Source organism: Streptococcus sp. HSISS3, from assembly GCF_000448605.1.
GTDB classification, from domain to species: Bacteria; Bacillota; Bacilli; order Lactobacillales; family Streptococcaceae; genus Streptococcus; species Streptococcus raffinosi.
Window position 1 is genome coordinate 700,040 of sequence record NZ_CM002130.1, and the last position, 20,290, is coordinate 720,329.

17 protein-coding genes, 1 pseudogene and 1 riboswitch are annotated in these 20,290 nt (G+C 39.5%); of the genes and pseudogenes, 15 read left to right on the forward strand and 3 right to left on the reverse strand.

The genetic code is table 11. The features are described from left to right. The first annotated feature begins 11 nt into the window (after positions 1-11). The 4 genes from HSISS3_RS03400 to msrB all read left to right on the forward strand — a co-directional run bounded on the left by HSISS3_RS03400 (position 12) and on the right by msrB (position 5,519). Complete coding sequence (locus HSISS3_RS03400) at positions 12-3,452, forward strand: ATP-binding protein (protein ID WP_021151695.1); 3,441 nt, start codon at positions 12-14, stop codon at positions 3,450-3,452. A gap of 70 nt (positions 3,453-3,522) precedes the next feature. Beyond that, positions 3,523-4,038, forward strand: coding sequence for an HNH endonuclease (locus HSISS3_RS11280; RefSeq protein ID WP_021151696.1), 516 nt, complete (start codon positions 3,523-3,525; stop codon positions 4,036-4,038). 2 nt (positions 4,039-4,040) lie between these two features. Beyond that, a complete protein-coding gene (locus tag HSISS3_RS03410) occupies positions 4,041-4,418 on the forward strand; it encodes a hypothetical protein (protein WP_021151697.1) in 378 nt (125 codons plus the stop codon). A 150-nt stretch (positions 4,419-4,568) separates the two neighbouring features. After that, positions 4,569-5,519, forward strand: a complete 951-nt coding sequence (gene msrB / locus HSISS3_RS03415) for a peptide-methionine (R)-S-oxide reductase MsrB (protein WP_021151698.1) — start codon at positions 4,569-4,571, stop codon at positions 5,517-5,519. Between the two features lie 973 nt (positions 5,520-6,492). Here the strand turns inward: msrB and HSISS3_RS03425 are convergent. The 3 genes from HSISS3_RS03425 to HSISS3_RS03435 form a co-directional block, all read right to left on the reverse strand. Then, positions 6,493-7,842 (reverse strand): MATE family efflux transporter, encoded by a 1,350-nt coding sequence (locus tag HSISS3_RS03425; RefSeq protein ID WP_021151699.1) that lies wholly within the window; start codon positions 7,840-7,842, stop codon positions 6,493-6,495. A gap of 69 nt (positions 7,843-7,911) precedes the next feature. Further along, on the reverse strand, positions 7,912-9,237 hold the full coding sequence (locus HSISS3_RS03430) for a nucleobase:cation symporter-2 family protein (protein ID WP_021151700.1): 1,326 nt from the start codon (positions 9,235-9,237) through the stop codon (positions 7,912-7,914). Then, positions 9,237-9,818, reverse strand: coding sequence for a xanthine phosphoribosyltransferase (locus tag HSISS3_RS03435; protein ID WP_004182304.1), 582 nt, complete (start codon positions 9,816-9,818; stop codon positions 9,237-9,239). The genes HSISS3_RS03430 and HSISS3_RS03435 overlap by 1 nt, the downstream gene beginning before the upstream one ends. 147 nt (positions 9,819-9,965) lie before the next feature. Beyond that, positions 9,966-10,061, reverse strand: a riboswitch (purine riboswitch). Positions 10,062-10,267: 206 nt separating this feature from the next. Between HSISS3_RS03435 and HSISS3_RS03440 the strand changes: the two genes are divergently transcribed. From HSISS3_RS03440 to HSISS3_RS03490, 11 genes and pseudogenes are all read left to right on the forward strand, one after another. Then, complete coding sequence (locus tag HSISS3_RS03440) at positions 10,268-10,948, forward strand: response regulator transcription factor (protein WP_004182305.1); 681 nt, start codon at positions 10,268-10,270, stop codon at positions 10,946-10,948. After that, positions 10,941-11,915, forward strand: a complete 975-nt coding sequence (locus HSISS3_RS03445) for a sensor histidine kinase (RefSeq protein ID WP_021151701.1) — start codon at positions 10,941-10,943, stop codon at positions 11,913-11,915. Before HSISS3_RS03440 ends, HSISS3_RS03445 begins: the two co-directional genes overlap by 8 nt. A 141-nt stretch (positions 11,916-12,056) precedes the next feature. Then, positions 12,057-12,815: an ABC transporter ATP-binding protein gene (locus tag HSISS3_RS03450; RefSeq protein ID WP_021151702.1), complete on the forward strand. Its 759-nt coding sequence runs from the start codon at positions 12,057-12,059 to the stop codon at positions 12,813-12,815. 1 nt (position 12,816) lies between these two features. Continuing rightward, positions 12,817-14,816, forward strand: a pseudogene (locus tag HSISS3_RS03455) (ABC transporter permease). Between the two features lie 84 nt (positions 14,817-14,900). Beyond that, the gene (locus HSISS3_RS03460) at positions 14,901-15,395 is read left to right on the forward strand and encodes a YkgJ family cysteine cluster protein (protein ID WP_014621752.1); all 495 of its coding nucleotides are present in this window, start codon (positions 14,901-14,903) and stop codon (positions 15,393-15,395) included. A 12-nt stretch (positions 15,396-15,407) separates the two neighbouring features. Then, complete coding sequence (locus HSISS3_RS03465) at positions 15,408-16,073, forward strand: hypothetical protein (RefSeq protein WP_021151705.1); 666 nt, start codon at positions 15,408-15,410, stop codon at positions 16,071-16,073. A gap of 137 nt (positions 16,074-16,210) precedes the next feature. After that, positions 16,211-16,888, forward strand: a complete 678-nt coding sequence (locus tag HSISS3_RS03470) for a hypothetical protein (RefSeq protein WP_021151706.1) — start codon at positions 16,211-16,213, stop codon at positions 16,886-16,888. A gap of 70 nt (positions 16,889-16,958) precedes the next feature. Next, positions 16,959-17,840 carry an ABC transporter ATP-binding protein gene (locus HSISS3_RS03475; protein WP_021151707.1) on the forward strand — a complete coding sequence of 294 codons (882 nt, stop codon included), beginning with the start codon at positions 16,959-16,961 and terminating at the stop codon, positions 17,838-17,840. Next, entirely contained in the window at positions 17,837-18,574 is a 738-nt protein-coding gene (locus HSISS3_RS03480) for an ABC transporter permease (RefSeq protein WP_021151708.1), read from the forward strand. Before HSISS3_RS03475 ends, HSISS3_RS03480 begins: the two co-directional genes overlap by 4 nt. A 10-nt stretch (positions 18,575-18,584) precedes the next feature. Beyond that, positions 18,585-19,034, forward strand: coding sequence for a cytidine deaminase family protein (locus tag HSISS3_RS03485; protein ID WP_021151709.1), 450 nt, complete (start codon positions 18,585-18,587; stop codon positions 19,032-19,034). 142 nt (positions 19,035-19,176) lie between these two features. Continuing rightward, entirely contained in the window at positions 19,177-20,115 is a 939-nt protein-coding gene (locus tag HSISS3_RS03490; RefSeq protein ID WP_021151710.1) for a bile acid:sodium symporter family protein, read from the forward strand. Positions 20,116-20,290 lie beyond the last annotated feature (175 nt).

The following is a 20,290-nucleotide window of genomic DNA, read 5'->3' on the forward strand; positions in this document are numbered from 1 at the left end:
AGGTGAATCTTATGGGAATAAAAAACATTATTAATAAGGTAGGGGCCAAGGCTGCTGATAAGGTGGCGAAACTATCAGCTCTGAGCCCAGAGCAACTCAAACAAGTTGAGGAGCAAAGAGAGAAATATCTAGCTGATCAACCTAATATTAGTGATGAGGAATTAACGAATCGTTTATTAGCTTCATGTGGAGTAGAAATTTTTAATTCGTATTTGGAACAGATAAAAGAACTCTATGTTCCTATCGAAAATAAGGTAGAATTTGGTACGGACTTCCAAGAATCATACAATATCAGGTATTTCAATATCACAAAATGGGTCGTAGACAAAAAAGAAAATAGTTTAGAAAAGCTCGTTAATGTTTATGAAGTGCTTTCTAATGAAGACTGTAATATTGCTCTGGTTTTCAATCGAACTGAGACTAATACAGAAGTTTTTCTAGCTGTGGTAAATACTAAGAATGATTCTGATAATGTTAATGTCGAAAATTATCGCAAGCGATTGTTAGAAGCCATTAAAGGTAACTTTCCTGGATCTACAGTTCAGAATGAAAAGGGAATTGGAAGGATTCCTTGTCTAGCAAACTCTAAGCCTTATTCGGTGGCAACGGTGTCTAATTTACCAACTGCTAAATCAGAAAAATTTATTAGTCAAACTATTGAAAAATTGATTGATGGAATCATTCCGTCACAACCATCCGAAAACTATACCTTAATCCTTTTAGCAAGTCCTATCCAAGATATAGAAAATAGAAAGTTGCGCTTATCTGAGCTATTTTCAGCCCTAGCACCATATGAAAAATGGCAAACTAACTATACTTTCACTTCTTCAGATGCAACGACCTCTATGGCTACTTTTGGTGTTAATGTAGGAGCCAGTGCAGGTATTCAACACGGTAAGAATCAGTCAGTTAACCAATCTGCCGGGGATACGCAAACTAGTGGTCAATCTCAAACTGATTCGTCTGGACAGAATGAGAGTACAATTACTTCCCATACAGATGGGACAAATAAAGGATCATCAGATAATGTTGGCGGATCTATAAATGCTAATATCAGTTTCCCGATAAAAAAAGTATTTGTTGGTCTAGGAGGAAGTGGTGATTACCATCACACTTGGAATAAAGGAACAAGTACTGCAGACTCTATTGGTCAATCAACTGCAAAAACTGTTAGCCGTGCCCTTGCTAAAACTGCTAGTCGTGCCCTATCACAAACGGTTGGACAAACCTTAGGCTCTTCAAGTGGTGTTAACTTAGGTTCTAATATCGGTGCTAATTTTGCGCGTGCCTCAAATGTGACTGCTACTGTTGGTAAGAACGAGGGCATTACCCAGTCCTTTACCAATCATAATATTTCTCACGCTCTTAAGGTCCTTGAAGAACAGATGAAACGTTTAGAAAAAGGAACAGCTATGGGCATGTGGGAGTTTGCTGCCTATGTACTCAGTGAGGATCAAAATATTGCCAATAATGTTGCTCACACTTATTTAGCTTTGACCCAAGGTGAAGAATCATTCATGAGTCAGTCTTCAGTTAATTTATGGAGGGGAGATTTAGGTGAGAGCAGTGGTGATGCAGAGGAAATTGTATCTTATCTTAGAGAATTACGCCACCCTTTATTTGGATTAAACCCTAATCTGTTATTAGCTGATTCAACCTTTAATGTCTATCCATCTATCGTGACGTCAACAGTACCTCTCACTGGTCAAGAATTAGCCTTTTCATTGAACTTTCCTAGAAAATCTATTCCTGGACTACCGATTTTAGAGTGTGCAGAGTTCGGACGAAATATTGCTAAATTTGATGAAGAAGATGTTACTAATAAGATGCTTCATTTAGGAGATATTTTCCATATGTATCATAAGGAAGATGTACCTGTTAACCTTAGACAAAACTCTTTGGCTTCTCATGTTTTTGTAACAGGAAGTACGGGTTCTGGTAAGAGTAATACGATTTATCAACTTCTTAATGAAGGTAGAAAGAATGGCTTGAAATTCCTAGTTGTTGAACCTGCAAAAGGAGAATATAAGCATATCTTTGGTAATCACGACGATGTTTCAGTTTATGGAACGAATCCTCAGTTAACACCTTTGTTGAGGTTGAATCCTTTTAGTTTCCCTAAAGAAATTCATATCTTAGAGCATCTAGATAGGCTAGTCGAAATTTTCAATGTGTGCTGGCCGATGTATGCGGCTATGCCAGCGGTTTTGAAAAAAGCTGTAGAACAATCTTATCAGGATTGTGGATGGAATCTCCTTGAATCAACCAACCCTTATGGTAGACTGTATCCAAACTTCAATGATATAGCAGACAATATTAAGGCGATAATTGATTCCAGTGAATATGATGATGAGAATAAAGGTGCTTACAAGGGAGCCTTACTAACTCGAATTGAGTCTCTTACAAACGGTATTAATGGACTTATCTTCTCAAATGAGGAACTCACAAATGAGCATCTATTTGATACGAATGTCATTGTTGATCTTAGTAGAGTCGGTTCCACTGAGACAAAATCTTTGCTAATGGGGATTTTGGTTTTGAAATTGCAAGAGTATCGCATGACTAGTGGGGATATGAATGCCGAATTAAAACACATCACTGTACTTGAAGAAGCTCATAACCTTCTAAAACGCACATCAACAGAACAAATGTCTGAATCAGCTAATCTCTTAGGTAAAAGTGTGGAGATGTTGGCAAATGCCATTGCTGAAATGCGCACATATGGAGAAGGATTTATTATTGCCGATCAAGCTCCAGGATTAATGGACTTATCAGTTATTCGAAATACCAATACTAAGATTATCATGCGATTACCTGATTTTTCAGATCGTGAATTAGTAGGTAAGTCAGCTAATCTAAACGATGATCAAATCATAGAACTTGCCAAACTACCAAAGGGAGTTGCAGCAGTCTATCAAAATGAATGGATTCAACCAGTTTTATGTAAGGTTGAAAAAGTTGAGCATGATTCTGATACATTTCAGAATACATTTGTAGGAAGTGCTACGTCTAAAAGTTTCAAAGCCAACAATGTCAAATCGGTTATTTTAGATTATCTTATAACAAATTGGATGACCAAAGGTAAGCATGTAGATTATTCTAGTGTAAGTGAATTGATATTAAATTCAAATATCAGCTCAAAGATTAAGAGGCTTCTTATGGAAGTTAATGATTCTGGCGGAGATGTTAATTTGAAGAGTTTGAGAGAACTTGTGTATGAATTGCTAGATGCTAATAGGGCAATCGAGAAATCAAAGGATGAAGACGATATTCATGATTGGGTTGACACTGTTGTACATAACTTCCAACTACCTATCGAATCTTACCCTAAAGAAACGATTAATATCATCTTGGCATTGGTAATTGAAGAACATCAGTTTCGAGATTCCTCTTACGAAAACCTATTTAAACGTTTTGTAGAAGTTCAAACAAAAGAAGGGGGCGTATACTAATGGAAGGAAAAATCTTGAAGCTGTAAAAAATACTGCCGATAATTTTAAAAGTATTCTCCCAAAGGATAAATTGTCTGGACAAGACATTAAAAATTTTACAAAATCACTTTTTAAAATAAATGACAATAATTTTGAAAAGCAATTTATTCCTAGCACAAATGGCAACTGGACTGGTGAGCCTGGAAATTCGAAATGGACTCCTGATCCAAACTATGTCCCGCAGAATAAACTTACTAATCCAGAACAGAAAACGATTAAGGAAATATTTCAACCATATGGTATTGATGGAATTACGTTTAAAAATGGTGAACCAGATTTTACACCTTTAGCTAAAGAAAGCTTTAAAATAAAAAATTTTTCAGAAAATAGGGATAAAAATTTTAAACAAGCTGATTTACAATTAGCTATCAAAATGGGAGTCAGTCCTGAAGAGGCAAAAGCATATAGAAAAGAAAATAATCTTACCTATCATGAGAGAAGTGATATGAAAACATTAGATCTGGTACCTATAGATGCCCACGGTGCAATTCCACATAAAGGTGGAATTGCGAAATGTAAAGAATTAAATGAAAAGAAAGGTAATTAATCATGATAGAGTCAAAATTTGGTGAATTAGAATTTGATTTTGGGTATTACACCAAGCTTGAAGTAAATTTGTTTTCACAATCTCAAATTGTTCCTGTAGATTTTTCTGCGTACTATGAAAATGATGGTATTACTGAACAACAAGAGTCGGTTTACTCTCAGTTTTTAGAGGAAAAGGATAAACAAATAGAAAAGCTTAAATCCTTGTTGATAGCTGAATTCGGTATTGAAAGTAAACAGAGATTTAGTTTAAGTGAATTGTACATCGAAAGAACTGGAGAACTAGCATTTCTATTTGATGATTCTGAAAATCCTGATGAAGGAATTGTTGTCCAGTTGTTACCTGATGTATTGATTACCTGTCAGTCTGTTTATTTGTAGATTTATCAAGGTAATAAAGTCATCTATTTGAATCCTATCACAATGTGGTGGGATTTTTTCTCTTCCCAAGTCGCTATAAGTGCGAAATTTGCTGAAAAGCGTTACACTTAAGGCGTAGAGAAAGATTATCTTGTGAAAGGAGTTATACAGATGGCTAAGCTAAATCAACATACTATTTATCTTGCTGGTGGCTGTTTCTGGGGCGTGGAGGAATACTTTTCACGTGTTCCTGGTGTGTTAGATGCTGTTTCGGGTTATGCTAATGGACGTAGTGAGACCACTCGCTATGAGCTCATTGGTCAGACGGGACACGCTGAGACTGTTCAGGTGACTTATGATGCCAGCCAAGTGTCATTGCGAGAGATTTTGCTACATTACTTCCGTATCATCAACCCTCTAAGCAAAAATAAACAGGGCAATGATGTGGGTAGTCAGTACCGCACGGGTGTTTATTACACAGATGACAATGATCTACCAGTCATCAAGCAAGTTTTCCAAGAAATGTCCGAACAATACGGTCAGCCTTTGGCGGTTGAGTTGTTGCCTTTGCAACACTTTATTCCTGCTGAGGAATACCATCAGGATTATCTCAAGAAGCATCCTAAGGGCTACTGCCATATCAATGTCAATCAAGCCTCAACTCCAGTCATTGATGCCAGTGCCTATCACAAGCCAAATCAGGAGGATCTTAAGAAAAATCTGAGTCCCGAAGCCTATGCGGTTACTCAGGAAAATGGGACGGAACGTGCCTTTACGAGTCCCCTTTGGAATCAGTTTGAACCTGGCATCTATGTGGATGTGGTGACTGGTGAACCTCTCTTTTCATCCAAGGACAAGTTTGATTCTGCCTGTGGTTGGCCCAGTTTTTCCCATCCGATTAGTCCTGAGGTAGCCAACTACAAGGAAGATTATTCTCACAATATGGAACGTATCGAGGTCCGTAGTCGTGCGGGGGACTCCCATCTAGGGCATGTCTTTCCAGATGGTCCAAGCGATAAAGGTGGTTTGCGCTATTGTATCAATGGTGCCGCAACACGATTTGTTCCTAAGGCAGATATGGAAAAAGAAGGTTATGCTTACTTGCTTGATCAGGTGGACTGATGAGAGTTGCATAAACTGATATACAGGACAAAAGCATTGAAATTGCAAAAGTTCTAGTTTGGCTTGCTCTTGGGGCTCTATCTGACAATCGAATCATCATGTTTAAGTGCTTTTTAACAATTTATTTAGGAGGTTGGTTTCTTTTGAGCCAGCCTCTTTAATAATGAGCGTTTCAATATTGGAAAATCCATGTGCTACAAGAACTAACATGTCATGTGATATGACCATTCAGGACAAAAAAGTGACATTTCATTACATTTTTTTACAATTTTATACAAATTGTTTTACACATCAAACCAAAAAAGTAGTACACTATAGTAGTGAGAAATCTAACAAGTGTAAAGAATTGATTTTCCCTTTAATTACAAGTTTTGGTGTCTGTAAACATTATTGTACTTTGTGTAATAATAGTCTTCCCCAACCTCCCAATTATGATATTATATGTCTAAACTTACTCAAACAAAACTAGCGACAAAATCCCCGAGATTTCCCTTAGGGAATATGACAGCACTTGTTAGGTTTTTATGATAATATTCAGATAGTCCTTTGGGCTATTTTATTGTGCTAAATCTTCTATGATGGAGAAATTGTTATGGAATGCGTTGATAAAATAATCATATTAGTAACGATTTGTGGCTTATGGTTTTGGTCTTTTCTCTTACTCCCTAAAACAGGAGAGAAGGTCGTTTATTTTTATCATTTCTTAGCACTATGTGGTTTAGTCATGTTCTATAGTGCCCTAGTTGATCCGGCTGGACTTTGTGACACTTTTTTTCATATCAAACAACTTTGTTTTCATTAATAAGTTCATCTGGGTAATGCTGTAGGAAAATCTGAATCTAAAGAATCACTCATAAAAAAGTTTTCTGTGTATTGATAACAGTTCATCTGTTTTCAATATGCAGGAGGCTTTTTCTTTGTTATCAAGATTTGAGCAGATAAAAAGCAGTCTGATGAGACTGCTTAAGGTATATCAACGATGAAATTCGTAACGCTTAACGATCTTATTTAAACGCCATTGGTAACAGAGACCACTGACGATAAGACTGGCAATCAGACCAATCCAGTAACTATAGGGACCAAGGCCAGTGGCTTTTTCAAGCAGGAAGCCAACTGGGAGGGTGATGCCCCAGTAGGTTAGGACACCGAGATAAAAAGGTACTTTGGTATCTTTATAGCCACGCAGGATTCCTTGAAGCGGAGCCGCAAAGACATCTGCCACTTGGAAGAAGAGGCTATAGGTCATGAAAATGGCCGTCATTCTCAAAAAGTCAGGCTCATGCCCATAAAGTTCAGCCAAATCATAACGCAAGAAGTAGAGGAAAATCAAGGTAAAGATAGAAAATCCTAGGGCTGTTAACCGTCCCAGCTTGCTGTAGCTCTTGACGGCATCCATGCGTCTGGCCCCAAATTCGTAGGAAATAATGATAGCCATGGCACTGGAAATGCTGAGAGGAAAAGCATACATGAGATTTGAGAAATTCATGGCTGCTTGGTGACTAGCAATCACTAGTGACGGATACTTAGACATAATCAGACCAACACCAGAGAAGATGGCGACTTCCGCAAAGACCGTTCCACCAATAGGGAGACCTAGTTTAAGGGCGTCAAGCAGAGCTACTTTATCAAGGGGTTGAATCTTTTCAATGTGGTAGGGTTTAACCTTTTTATGCTTTCTGATAACCGAGATGGAAATAAGGAGAAGGGCCCAGTAAGCCAATGAAGTTCCAAGCCCAGCTCCAGCTCCCCCTAACTCTGGTAAACCAGCAATGCCATAGATGATGAGGAAATTGAAGAAACCATTGAGAGGTAGGAGCAGAAGCATGAGGTACATGGAAAGGCGCGTGAGGCCAAGCGCATCAAGGAAGGAGCGAACCACGCTAAAGAGTAGGAGGGGAATAATACCAAGACTCAAAAAGCGTAAATAACCAAGGGCTACCTTTCTGACCAAAGGTTCTAAACCTAGATGATTCAAAACCAAGGGCGCCCCCAGAAAAACGAGGGCAAAGAGGATAAGTGATAGGCCCAAGGCCATATAAAGAAATTGATAGAAATCAGGTGCCACTCGGTCCTTGCGACCTGCTCCTAGATGGTGTCCGATAATAGGAACTAGGGCAGAGACTATACCTGTTAAAAAGGTGAAAAAAGGACTCCATAAACTCGTTGCCATGGCTACCCCCGCCAAGTGTAGGGTATCGTATTGACCAGTCATGGTAGTGTCCACAAAGGCTGCCGAAAAGTTGGCAAACTGATAAATCAGTATGGGCACAAAAATCTTGAAGAAAACAAGAAATCGCTCACGGAGAGAATGTGTTTCGTGCATTCTGTTTTCCTTTCTAAATTAATTTTTCAAACATTTGTATTTTCATTGTACTATAGTTATGACTTGGATTCAATCTGTTTTATTGCATGACAAAACACCTAAGTCAAGTGACTCAGGTGTTCTTGTGTTATTTTCTTTTTTGTTATGGTTCAAAATGGCATTGAGGACGATGGCAAGCAAGCTTGCAACGACGATACCGTTTGAGAAGAACATTTGGAAAGCATTTGGTAGGCTGTTGAAGAGGTTGCTGCCGTTAAGACCAACCCCTGCAGCGATTGATACCGCAGCAATCAAGAAGTTGTGTTCGTTGTTGGCGAAATCAACACGTGCCAAGATTTGCATCCCTTGGATAGAAACAAAACCGAACATAACAAGCATAGCGCCACCAAGGACTGGGCTTGGGATGATTTGCGCTAAGGCACCAAACTTAGGAAGGAGTCCAAGAAGAACAAGGAAACCAGCTGCATAGTAGATTGGCAAGCGAGTCTTGATACCTGACAATTTCACAAGACCAACGTTTTGTGAAAAACCAGTGTATGGGAAGGTGTTGAAGAGTCCACCAAGGAGAACAGCCAAACCTTCAGCGCGGTAACCGTTACGAAGGCGAGTGCTATCGAGTGGTTCTTTGGTAATATCAGAGAGGGCCAAGTAAACCCCAGTTGATTCAACCATAGACACGGTAGCGATAATACACATCATGATGATTGATGACAACTCAAACTTAGGCATTCCGAAGTAGAATGGTGTTGGCACGTGGACAATAGGTGCCGCAGCCACTGGTGAGAAGTCAACCAAGCCCATGCTTGCTGCGATAGCAGTACCGACAATCAAACCAATCAAGATTGAGATGGATTTGATAAATCCTTTAGTGAAAATATTAATCAAAAGGATGATGAGAACGGTGATAGCTGCAAGGAAGAGACTTTGACCAGTTGGTTTATCAACGTTGTTCCCCATATTTCCGATAGCCACAGGGATGAGGGTCAAACCAATAGTAGTGATGACAGATCCCGTAACGATAGAAGGGAAGAGATTGGCCACTTTTGAGAAGACGCCAGAAATGAGGAAAACATAAATCCCTGAAACGATAAGAGCACCAAACATAGCACCGCTACCGTGTTTCTCACCAATCATAATAAGTGGTGCTACTGACTGGAAGGCAACCCCAAGAACAATTGGAAGACCGATACCGAAGTATTTATTAAGTTGAAGTTGGAGGAAGGTTGCTACACCACACATGAAAATGTCGGTGGAAATCAAGTAGGTTAATTCATGAGCTGAATACCCTAAGGCTCCAGCAATCATGATTGGAACCAGGATTGATCCCGAGTACATGGCAAGTAGGTGTTGCAGTCCTAGGACCGCCGCCTGCGAATGTTTCTCTTTATTTTGCATTAGATGTCTGCCTCCTTAAATACGACCTGACCATTTTCAAAACGATCCAAACGAGCAAGTGAAACGACTGGATAGCCAGCTTCTTCCAGAAGGGCACGACCATCTTGGAAAGATTTCTCAATAACGATACCGACCGCTTCGACGTGTGCGCCAGCTTCTTCGATGATTTGAATCAAGCCTTTGGCAGCTTGGCCGTTAGCTAGGAAGTCATCAACGATGAGAACCTTATCTTCAGGAGTGAGGAACTTGCTTGCGATAGAGACAGTGCTAGTCACCTGCTTAGTGAAGGAGTAAACCTCAGCAGTGAGAATCCCTTCATTCATGGTGATATTTTTAGCCTTCTTAGCAAAGATCATAGGGACATCCAAAGCCTCAGCAGCATAGAGGGCTGGAGCAATACCAGATGCCTCAATCGTCACCACCTTGGTGATGCCTGCATCCTTGAACTTTTCAGCAAAGACCTTTCCAATCTCACGCATGAGATCAAAGTCCACTTGGTGAGTAAGGAAAGAGTCAACTTTGAGGATGTTCTCCCCAAGGACATTCCCATCTTTGAGAATGCGGTCTTCCAGTAATTTCATATTACCTCCTATAAAAAATGTAACTATAGTGTATGTTGATTTTCTCAGATTCCATTGAGACTCTGACAAAGATCAAACCAATCGAATAACAGAAAAAGGCCTGCAAAGCAAGCCTTTAAAATCATAAAAAGACGGTAAAATCTTTTGATAACTTTATGACTTACTTATTGTTAGGTGTTACGGCACCTTGTAGAAACGTCACGCCAATTCGTGACATAAATAAGTAATCTTCTCATTGTTCGATGAAGCTGTCGTTGGTTGATGATAAACCAACATCAACTCTATTATAATACTATATTTTCTTTGAAGACTCAAAGGATTTTTCCTATGAAAACGCACTATTTTAAAAGTTGGAAAATTTAATCTAACATTATTGTAAGATTTGTTGAGAATGGTCGTTTCTTGGGGTATTTATTGTTATAATAGTGAGAAATGAAAGAGGTTGAGTTATGCATAAGATTTTATTAGTGGAGGATGACGAGGTTATCCGTCAACAAGTCAAAAAAATGCTAGAACAGTGGGGTTACGAAGTTGTTCTTGTTGAAGATTTCATGGAAGTATTATCTATTTTTGTAAAAGTAGAGCCCCACTTGGTTCTTATGGATATTGGTTTACCACTATTTAATGGTTATCATTGGTGTCAGGAAATTCGTAAGGTCTCCAAGGTGCCTATTATGTTCTTGTCTTCCAGGGATCAGGCCATGGATATCGTTATGGCAATCAATATGGGTGGGGACGATTTTGTGACTAAACCCTTTGACCAAAATGTTCTCTTGGCAAAAATTCAAGGGCTTTTGCGCCGATCTTATGAGTTTGGAAAGGATCAGAGTCTTTTGGAATATATGGGTGTGATTCTGAACCTTAAGGCCATGGATCTGGTTTATCAGGGAGAAGTCGTTTCTTTGACCAAGAACGAGTTTCAGATTTTACAAGTTCTCTTCGACCATGCTGGAAATATCGTTAGTCGGGAAGACCTTATGAAGGAGCTTTGGAACAGTGACTTCTTTATTGATGATAATACCCTGTCTGTCAATGTGGCACGTTTACGTAAGAAGTTAGAGGCAGTTGGTTTGAAGGATTTTATTGAAACCAAGAAAGGTGTCGGTTACGGGTTGCGTCATGATGGATAAGCGTCAATTTATCAAATATCAGATTAGGTCTCGTCTACCTTTCTATCTAGTGTTTATCTTTAACGGCCTCATCTTGCTTTTGTTTGCCTTTTTATTTGAAGAGGTGGCAGATGTTCTTTATTATGCCTTGACAATTTTGACATTTGTGAGCGTCATCATGGTTATTTGGGACCTGAGTAGATCCTTCAAAACGTCAAAAGCAGCTTATCTTTATGAAGAAATTACTCCGTTAAGTCCTTTAGAGTTTTATCTAGCTCAGGCCTTGGAAAATGCTAGGGAGAGTCAGATGGTTCAGACTGAGGAGGAGCGCAAGCGCTATACAGATTTGATGGACTACTATACGCTCTGGGTTCACCAAATCAAGACACCAATAGCAGCCAGTCAATTATTACTTCAGGATGTTAGGAATAGTAAAACCAAGGCTCTCTTGGAGCAAGAGGTCTTCAAGATTGATGCCTACACCAATTTGGTCTTGCAGTATTTACGTTTGGAAAATTTTCATGATGATTTGCAGTTGAGACAGGTCGCATTAGAACCCTTGGTTAAAGAAGTTGTTAAAAAGCATAGTCTATTCTTTATTCAAAAAGGGTTAACGATTAATCTACATGACTTGGATGTTAGGGTTATATCAGATGAAAAATGGCTCTTAGTCATCATTGAGCAGGTCTTGTCAAATTGTTTGAAGTACACAAAGAGTGGTGGTATTGATATTTACTTCAAAGATAATAGGCTTTATCTTAAAGATACAGGGATTGGTATTAAAAATAGTGATATTTTACGTGTCTTTGAGCGTGGTTTTTCAGGTTACAATGGCCACTTGACTCAGCAGTCGTCTGGGTTAGGTCTCTATCTTTCTAAGAAGATTGCTGATCAGCTTGGACATGAGATTAGTATTAGCTCTCAAGTAGGACAAGGAACCACCGTTTCCATTCATTTTCAAAAGCAGAAGTTGGCTATTGATTACTAACTTACAAAAGTGTAAGAAATAAGACCAGAAATGAAAGCAAGGGTTATGGTTGTAGCCCTGCTTTTTCTATAAAATGGTATCAGAAGTTAAGTAAGAGGTTCCTAAAATCTCTTCCAAATCTATTAAATAAAGGAGCTTATTATGACATTACTAGATGTTCAACATGTTAAAAAAATCTATAAAACACGATTCAAGGGAAATCAGGTTGAAGCCCTTAAAGATATCCATTTTACGGTTGAAAAGGGTGAATATGTTGCAATCATGGGTGAGTCCGGCTCAGGAAAATCAACCCTACTCAACATCCTTGCCATGCTTGATAAACCAACGGCAGGGCGTGTCTATCTTAATGGTATGGATACAGCAAGAATCAAAAATAAGGATGCTTCCAGTTTCCGTCGTGAAAAATTAGGGTTTGTTTTCCAAGATTTCAACCTCTTGGATACCCTATCCGTTAAAGATAATATCTTGCTACCTTTGGTTCTTTCTCGTCGCCCACTTAAGCAAATGATGACACAAGTTGATGCAATTAGTCGTCAACTGGGAATTCATTCCTTACTAGAGAAGTACCCTTATGAAATTTCAGGTGGGCAAAAACAAAGGGTTGCGGTTGCGCGTGCAATCATCACTCAACCAGAAATCCTCTTAGCAGATGAGCCAACAGGTGCTCTGGATTCCAAATCTTCAGCGGCACTCTTAGATGTCTTTGATGCCATCAATACCAGCGGTCAGACCATTCTCATGGTAACTCACTCGACGGCTGCCGCCAGTCGTGCGAAGCGTGTTTTGTTTATCAAGGATGGAATTCTTTATAATCAAATCTTCAAAGGAGATAAGTCTGAACATCAAATGTTCCAGGAAATTTCCGATACACTAACTGCAATGGCAAGTGAGGTGAACTAATATGTTTCGTCTAACCAATAGACTGGCTTTGTCCAATCTCATAAAAAATCGTAAGCTTTATTATCCTTTTGCTTTAGCAACTGTTCTGGCTATTGCCATTACCTATATCTTTACATCTTTAACGCTTAATCCTCATCTGGATGACTTGACTGGGGCAGATGCTATCAAGATGGTTTTGGGGATGGGACTTGGAATTGTCGCCCTATCCTCTGGAATTATTGTTCTTTATGCCAATAGCTTTGTTATGAAAAATCGTTCAAGGGAGCTTGGTCTCTATAGTGTGCTAGGCTTAGAGAAGCGTCACCTCTTTAGTATGATTCTAAAAGAAACAGTGATTATGAGTTTTGTGACTTTGCTTCTAGGTATAGGTGTGGGGGCACTTTTCGATAAACTCATTTATGCTTTTCTTCAAAGGCTTATCGGTGAAAGTACTGGTTTAGTTTCAACCTTTCAAGTAATGACAATTCCTATTGTTCTTGTCATCTTTGCTTGTATTTTTAGTTTGTTGGTTTTGGTAAATGGTTTCCGATTGCTACGTCTTAATCCTTTACAATTAACTAAAGATGGCCTTAAGGGTGAAAAAAAGGGACGTTTCCTAGTTATTCAAACCCTTTTGGGACTTGGTGCTATGGGGTATGGTTACTATCTTGCTCTCTCTGTTCAGAATCCAGTAACGGCTATTATGAGTTTTTTCCTAGCTGTTCTACTGGTCATTCTAGGAACTTACCTTCTCTTTAATGCCGGGACAACAGTTGTTCTGCAACTCTTGAAAAAGAAGAAGAACTACTATTACAAGCCTAATAATATGATTTCCATTTCCAACCTTGTCTTTCGGATGAAAAAAAATGCAGTTGGGCTGGCGACCATTGCCATTCTCTCAAGTATGGTTTTGGTGACACTTGTAGGTGCTGCAAGTATTTATGCTGGAAAAAAAGACTATCTGGCGAGTTCTGCTCCGCATGATTACTCAGTTACAGGGACGAATGTAGATTTAACAAGTACACGGAAAGCTATGGATGATTTCTTAGTACAGACGGGAAATCAGGTAAATAGAAAAGTGGAAGCAAGTTACCTCTACTTTGGTATCAAAGAACAAGAAAAAACAAGCTAACCATCTTTACTGAGAATGAAAGAAAAGTTCTACCAAAGTCAATTTTTCTTGTCTTCTCACAATCTACTTATAAACAATTAACAGGTAAAGACCTCAATCTGACTTCAAATCAAGTTGGCTTATTTACTAAAAATAAAACATTAAAAGATCAAAAGAGTTTGTCTGTCAACAGTCAAACCTACCAGATCCATGATAGCCTTAATGACTTTCTTAAAGGTAAAGTACCCAACCTCTTTACAGTCATAGTTTCTGATTATAGCTACCTTGTTGTTCCTGATATGGATGATTTTCAAGAAAGTATCAAAGGAACAGCAACCACCCAAGCTACCTATGTTGGTGTTAATGTCAAAGACCCTTCACATGATGCCAAGAAAAATTCAAATTTGCTAGACAAAATCACGGATAAAGAAACACAACAGTTAGCTGGACAAACTACTGGCCTCCCTAAGTCTTACTTCACTGCAAATAGCCGATATGATGCAGAAGGCATGGTAAATGGCTTTGTTGGTGGAACCTTCTTTATCGGCATTTTCCTATCCATCATCTTCATGCTTGGCACAGTTCTCGTGATTTACTATAAACAGATTTCCGAGGGTTATGAGGATCGTGAGCGCTTTGTTATTCTTCAAAAGATTGGCTTGGACGACCTCCAAGTCAAGCAAACCATTGGAAAGCAAGTCCTTACTGTCTTCTTCCTCCCCTTGATTTTTGCCTTTATTCACTTGGCCTTTGCCTATCATATGATCAGTTTGATTGTGCGTATCATTGGAGTTCTTAATCCAAGTCTTATGTTAGTGGTTACTATCATTGTTTGTGGCGTATTCTTCCTAGCCTATATCTTGGTTTTTGCCCTAACGTCTCGTTCCTATCGTCGAATCGTAACGATGTAATTGACATAGAGTCTAGTTCATGCTAGGCTCTATTTCTTTTATGCTATAATAGATGAAAGAATTATAAATCATCGGAGAAAACACATGTCACAGACTATTGATGTCAAACGTTACGAGGAATTGGCACGTCAAAAGCAGGGGGAGCACCGTAAGTTTCTAGCACAACTTAAGAAGAAGGCTCCTAAAAATTTAGATAAGATTGTTCAGGAGGTGCACAATGAAGTCTTTCAGGAGATTGATTGTACCCAGTGTGCTAATTGCTGTAAGACACTTGGTCCTGACTTTACAGAGCAGGACATCACTCGCATTGCTAAGCATTTTCGCATGAAGTTACCTGCTTTCGAGGAGATGTACCTTCAGGTAGATGAGGATGGCGACAAGGTCTTCAAGTCTATGCCTTGTCCCTTCTTAGGGCCTGATAATCTCTGTGATATTTATGATGTCCGTCCTAAGGCCTGTGCAGCCTTTCCGCACACGGATCGCAAGAAAATCTATCAGATCAATCATCTGACCATCAAAAATACGCTTTTTTGTCCAGCGGCCTACCTCTTTGTGGAAAAACTTAAGGACAGAATTTAGGGAGGACCTGTTATGAAACGCTTTAATTCAGGTGTTATTACCTTATTAATCATTGCGGCCTATTTTATTGCGACAGCTTTTATTCCAGATTTGTATTTGGCTTTTAATTATAAGTTGATTTTGGCCTTGTTTTTTGTGCTTTTGAGTTGGCAGTCTAAGGGTAAGTTTCTCTTTTTCTTGGGGCTGGCCTTTCTATCAACCTACATCCATGACCTTTTTCGCTTGGACTATTCGGAATGGACCCTCTTTGTAGGGATTCTTATCTTGGGCATTGCGGTAGACCGTTTTAGCAAGCCAGGTTTTAAGAAAAATATGTCTTATAAAGTGACTAAAGGACGTGAACGTGAGATTTTTGCCAAGAGTCTTTTTTCAGAATCTGTTCAGGTGGTGACTTCTCAAAACCTTGAGACTGTCTATGCCAATGCTGATTTTGGGCGTTTGACCCTTGATTTGCGTCAGGCTCAGTTTATGACGGACCGACCTCAGATTGTGGTTCAGGCAAATTTTTCTCAGGTTATCATTCGAGTGCCCAAGGGTTGGCAAGTGGATACAGATGGGCTTCATACAAGCCTAGCAGGAGTGAAAGGCTATGATAGTCTAGGAGAGCGAGAGTTATCAAGCACTACAGTTTCTCTAACAGGATCTGTATCCTTTGGACAAGTAACTATCAAACATTGAAAATGATGAAAGAGCGAAAGCTCTTTTTTTCTTGCAAATCCTTCTCTTATAACATTGAATACGTTTACAAATAGTGCTATACTGATAGTGAAAATAATTGGAAAATTGCAATCATTTCTTTAGAAAGGAGTTTTCTTATGGAACATTTTAATCTTCGGTCCTTCTTGTTGTTTTTACTAGCAGCTTGTTTTATCGCTAGTGCCTTTATTCCAGATTTTTGGATCATGGTCAATTATAATCTGGTCTTCTTCGTGGCCGTCATTTGTTTTGGTATCTTGAATAGGCGACCTCTCCTTATTTTTCTTGGTTTGGCCTTCTTATCACCCTATGTTCATGACTTGTTAGATCTCGATTTTGCACAGTGGAAACTCTTTAGCGGTATCTTTCTAATAGGTTTGGCCTTAGAGTTTCTCTATGGCAATAGGCAAAAGAAGGGTCTCACTAAAGACTATAAGGTCAATAAGAACGACCAAGAAGGACCACATATTTCTGTTAAAACATATATGACTGAGGATAGGTATCGCATCTATTCTCAAGAAGTCGAAACGGTTGATATGAATATGGCTTTCGGTGAGCTGTGGATGGATTTGAGTCAAGCCAGCTTTGCATCAAGTCAGGTAGCAGTTCATCTTGATGCTAAGTTTGGTGAAGTTCATATTCGACTTCCTCATGGTTGTGTCATGGACACCACTGGAATCTCACATCCCCTATCATCTGTAAAGGTGGATCGTTTTGAATCTGATTTAGAACAAGTTGAAACGAGACTTCATCTGAGCGGAAGTCTCTTCTGTACGGAGTTGGAAGTGGAGTATTAAGGGAGTCCAATGATATCAGCTCTATTGTCAATTAGCATGGTTCCTATACAAAAGAAAGGACATCACACGTATGAGTGAAACGGTTATTCAAGTCACATCCCTTGGAAAACGCATCAAGGGAAAGACCATTTTAGAGGATATTAGTTTTGAGATAAATCAGGGAGATTGTGTCGCCTTGATTGGACCTAATGGGGCGGGTAAGACTGTCTTGATGTCTTGTATTCTTGGAGATAAAAAGCCCAGCAGTGGTCAGGTCCTCATTGATGGTAAGGCAGGTAAGGCCAAAAATAAAATCGCGGTTCTCCTTCAGGAAAATACCATTCCAAATAGTTTGAAAGTCAGTGAGCTGATTGCCTTCTTCCAATCTATTTCTGATAATCCCTTGACCAATCAAGAGGTTCAGGAACTCCTGCAATTTAAGGAAGACCAGTACCAGCAGTTTGCGGACAAACTCTCAGGTGGGCAAAGACGTCTTCTGGCTTTTGTCCTTTGTTTGATTGATAAACCTAAAATCCTCTTTTTGGACGAACCGACAGCGGGTATGGATACCTCGACTCGTCAGCGTTTCTGGGAGATTGTTAATGATTTGAAAAAATCAGGTGTGACCATTCTCTATTCCTCTCACTATATTGAAGAAGTGGAACACACAGCTGACCGTATCTTAGTCCTCCATCAAGGAAAACTTATCAGAGATACCACACCATATGCTATGCGACATGAAGAGAAAGAGAAACAGGTCACTCTTCCAAGTAGCTTTGTTAACATTGTTCATGGCTTGGAAGATATATATGAGGTTACTGAAAAGCGGGATGTCATTAGCTTCATGACCAAAGATATCGAAAAGGTATGGCAAAGACTCGAAAAATCAGGCTGTGGAATTTCTGATATTGAAATCCAAAATAAAACACTCTTGGATAGCCTATTTGATTCAACAAGGGAGGACAAGGCATGAAAGCATTATTAAAAATAGAATGGATAAAAACATGGCGTAGCTGGCCAGTCTTTATCATGGGAATCGGGATACCTGTTGGCTTTTTCCTCCTTTTTTCAAGTATTTTCTCAGCGCCTACTCCAGAAGCCCAAAAAGAGTTTTTGCTGTCTTATATGTTAACCATGACTGGCTTTTCTATGTCTAGTTTTGGTTTGTTCACCTTTCCCTATATGTTACAAGAGGATCGAATTGAACACTGGTTGACCTATATCGAGCACTCAAAGGTTAGTATCGCAGCTTATTATCTTTCTAAAATTTTTCGTGTGCTTCTAAACTTTATGGTTGCTATCATTGTGACCTTTTGTGTAGGTGCCTTTTTCCGAGATGTTGAGATGCCATTCTTTAGATGGCTAGGATCAGGTGCTCTTTTACTCTTGTCCAGTCTACTCTTTCTAGCTTTTGGTTTACTTATCGCTCAGATTAAATCTCAACAAATCATGTCTCTTGTAGCTAATATTATTTACCTTGTCTTGCCTATAGTGAGTGGTTCATGGGTTCCTATTTCCATGTTCCCTAAGTGGGTTCAGAGTATCTCTGAGTGGACACCTGTCTATCATGTCAATGAATTGGTCGTTAATTTTGCTATCAATGGGACATTTTCATGGAAATCACTTTTGTTTATTTTGGCTTATACGGCAGTATCAATAGTGCTTGCACTCTTTATCAAGTCTCATAGAGAAAGTGATCGAGGTTAAAGGAGAAATAATGGATACTTGGCAGAAGATGTATGAAGAGGCAAAAGCTTTGTATCAGCCACAGGAAGTCTCAGACTTTGTCTATGCTAGGCACGTTGTAGCTGCCGTTGAGGCTGAAGATGGGCAAATTTTCACAGGCTTTTGTATGGAAGGGACGTGTGGTGTTTTCCATCTATGTGCCGAAAGGGCTGCCCTTTTCAATATGTATCAAGAAACTGGTCAGACTAAGGTCAAGCGTATTATCGCCTTTCGTGACCAGCCACCTCATGGTGGACCATCTGGCATGCCTTGTGGAGCTTGTCGAGAATTTTTAATGGAACTCCATCCCGACAATCGTCATTTAGAGTTTATGGTTGACTACGAAACACGCCAGACTATCACTCTGGGAGAATTGTTGCCACTGTGGTGGGGAGAAGAACGGGCTCAGCAATTTGAAGAAAAGTCGCAAGACAAGGCTTAAGGTTTATAGAAATCACAAAATCCTCGCATGTTAAGTGTGAGGGTTTATTTTTTGAAAATAATTTCAGAAAATTCGAAATTTACCTTGAAATTCAAAATGAAAGTGCTATACTATATCGTGAAAATAGAAAGAAGGTTTCATTATGGAGTCACTTGTATCTTTTAGTAAATGGCTCAGCAAATGGTTTACTGTAGCTGTTATCCTCTGGGCGGCCTTTAACTACGCCTTTCCTGCAACTAGTAGTTGGGTCATTCCCAATACGGCTTATCTGCTTGGTTTGATTCTCTTTGGTATGGGGCTTACCTTGACAACTGAAGATTTTAAACGTATTGCTAAGCGTCCAATTCCAGTTGTTCTCGGGACTGTAGCTCACTATGTCATCATGCCTGGTTTGGCTTGGTTGCTTTGTATGATTTTCCATCTGAAAGGTGCGACAGCAGCAGGGGTTATCCTTGTTGGCTCTTGTCCAAGTGGGACTTCATCGAGTGTCATGGCCTTCCTTTCAGGTGGGGATGTTGCCTTGGATGTCTCTATTGAAACCCTCTCAACTCTCTTGGCACCACTCATGATTCCAACCCTCTTGTCATTCTTGGCTGGTCAGTACGTGAGTGTCCCTGCCCAAAGCCTCTTCCTAAGTACCTTGCGTATCGTGGTTGTCCCTATTATCTTGGGTGTGCTCGTTCACTCAATCTTTGGTAAGAAAATCGATGCCATCATTAAGATTATGCCTTTGATTTCACAGGCTGCTATCCTCTTGATTGTTGGGGCAGTTGTTTCTGCCAACCATGCCAATATTTTCACAGCAGCAACAGCTCTTGTCATTCCAGTTGTCATGCTCCACAATCTTTGTGGGTATGCCCTTGGTTTTGGATTTTCAAAAATCCTTGGTTTGGAAGAGCCACAACAAAAAGCCATTACCTTCGAAGTGGGTATGCAAGACTCAAGTCTTGGGGCAACGCTTGCTATGAAATATTTCGTGCCACAAGCTGCTATCCCATCAACTATCTTTAGTATTTGGCACAATATCTCAGGTTCTATCCTCTCATCATGGTGGAAGAACCATTCAAAAAATAGTCATTAAGATAAATGAAAAGCTGACCTTGGGTTGGCTTTTATTTTTTGATAAAGAATCTCTTTTGAGACTTTCCTTGGGTTATGACGGATGTCAGCGAATTTCAAAGAAGTTCCATGCCTATGCTTAGAGTATAAGGTCTCGATATTTCTGAACCTCTGAAGTTTAAGTTCTTCGGGGGTTT